Source organism: Clostridium polynesiense (assembly GCF_000820705.1).
In the GTDB taxonomy this organism is placed as follows: domain Bacteria; phylum Bacillota; class Clostridia; order Clostridiales; family Clostridiaceae; genus Clostridium_AA; species Clostridium_AA polynesiense.
Genome location: NZ_CCXI01000138.1, coordinates 1 through 2,061 on the forward strand (window position 1 = coordinate 1; position 2,061 = coordinate 2,061).

General features: G+C 32.6%; 2 protein-coding genes. Both read right to left on the bottom strand.

The features are described from left to right. Nucleotides 1–451 precede the first annotated feature (451 nt). On the bottom strand, nt 452–1,033 hold the full coding sequence (locus tag TA89_RS13850) for an SMI1/KNR4 family protein (protein WP_040214222.1): 582 nt from the start codon (nt 1,031–1,033) through the stop codon (nt 452–454). Beyond that, a partial coding sequence (locus TA89_RS17800) for an HNH endonuclease (protein ID WP_187119312.1) occupies nt 1,034–2,061 on the bottom strand: 1,028 nt, incomplete at its 5' end. It abuts the gene before it with no gap.

Here is a 2,061-nt window from a genome sequence, read left to right on the forward strand (position 1 = left end):
GTCTAATCCGTAGGTATAAGCCTGACTGTAGTTTCCGTTTTTATCTGAGGTCATTAATACCTGAGCATTTTCCAGAGAAACATCATTTACATAATTTATTATCTCATATGTGCAAATACTAGCCATTAAGATTTATCTTAATAGGTATTTCGTACATATATGTTAGTTCTTTAAGATGTCTTTATAACACAATTTATTTGTCTTTATGTAGTATTATAAAAGCATCATTGTCATCAATATAGACTTTTAATTGTTTGGCTTGCTATCTTTTCTTCTTCCAACTTCTTTACATGAAAAAGAGCCAATGCTTCTTCATTAGAAACATTGACTCTTATCACAATTATAATATATATTTGGTTTCTCTTTTAGTTAGGGTTCGCTGCATTATTGAAATTATGAATTGAGTTTTTCATTATCACAAACATAAGAACTCTTATACTACCTTACTATATTAGTCATTTAATAAATCATCATCTAGCCAAATTTCTACATCGTCTAAATCAATTTTCGAAATTCTCTCATGTACTTCAAAGCTCATAATAAAATCAGTAAAAGACTCTGCAACAAGGTACAGATTTTTTATATGCCCTTTCTTTAGTATATTCTGATTTTCATGATTCCAAAAGTAAACTTTCCCTTTTGAATGCCCCATCACTCCTATACAAAGTTCATTCCCACCATCACAATCAGCAATTGGAATTAAATTATCTGGTATTCTACCTAAATATGCTTCTATCATTTTTCTTAAATCTTTTCTATCATTTTCAAGACCATAGAAAAATCCTAATGAGTCAAAACCATCTTCTGGGGTCCAAGGTGATTTTTCAATAGCAGTATAGTAAATATTATCTTTTGTGTAAGAATTCCCATACTTCAAAACGAATAACTTATATTCTACCGGTAGAGTAATATTATATTTCTTCTCAATTTTAATAATCTCATCTTCTGAGTGTTCCTTTTTTTCTGTATTTAACGTATTATCTAAGATTTCTTTTAGTTTTCTTTCAATTTTTGCGTAATTATTTTCTAACATTTAATTTCCTCCTCTTAAATCAGATGCTGAACCTATATGAGGCACGTTCTTATGTAAGTCAGTTGGAATTAACTCAATCTCTGTATTGCTTTTATGATGAGGTGTAAGCCCTTTTTGGCTTAACCACTCTTTTGCTTGATTTTTAGAGTTGAGTCCCCTTATATCCTTAATTTTCCCATATACCAAATCAAAGTCTGCTTGAGTTCCATTTAGTTGTCCTTCTTTAAACTTGAGAGAACCCTTTAACCAAGGTGTAAAATTAGGCCTTCCATTTGTAAATTCAACAGGATTACCACCTGTTATATTATTTACTTCAGATTTATCAGAAAACCATTTTCCATTTCCCGGTTCACCTTGCCAGTTTCCTTCTGTCCTTGGCAATCTTGTTTTAGCATTACCCTCTCCCTTAGTTAACCCCTTCTGACTCGTTCTACTATTCTTAAGTGCATTAATATTATCCTCTGGTTTAATGCTTCCTTTTTTACTAGGTAGCTCTATTACCCCAGAGTTATAATTACTCTTCTGCACTTCAATATTCTCCACACTGCAATATTTAGGCATTGATTTTGGTTTCAGCTTTGCTTTAGAATTTTTCTTGTAAGTTCCCTTTGTAGCCATTCCAAAAGCAAAACTATATGCCATATTTTTACCAAGTCGTTTATAATCTCCATCAAAGCTTACAATATCTACCACAAAGTCAAAAACATCATCGCCATAATTATTAATAAAATTATTTAATTGTGGGCCATATGTGTATAATCCAACGGTAACTGCTGATAAAACCTTTGGTGCTGCTGCTCCTAAGACTGCTCCTCCACCTATCGCTCCTCCTATAGCAGCTCCTTTTAAAACTTTTTTACCGCTAACATGCCCCGTTTCCTTATAGGAATTATAGCCAGCTGCTACTCCTCCTATTAATGCTCCTACACCTACTGCTGCAAGACCTACAACAGCCAATACCGGTATATTTCCACTTCTATCATTATAAATAATAGGATTGTTCAGAACATAAGCGTATCTGTTTAGTG

What these genes read in the sequence shown, in the direction of transcription:
- TA89_RS13850 (WP_040214222.1), bottom strand. Translation starts at nt 1,033, where the DNA reads ATGTTAGAAAATAATTACGCAAAAATTGAAAGAAAACTAAAAGAAATC.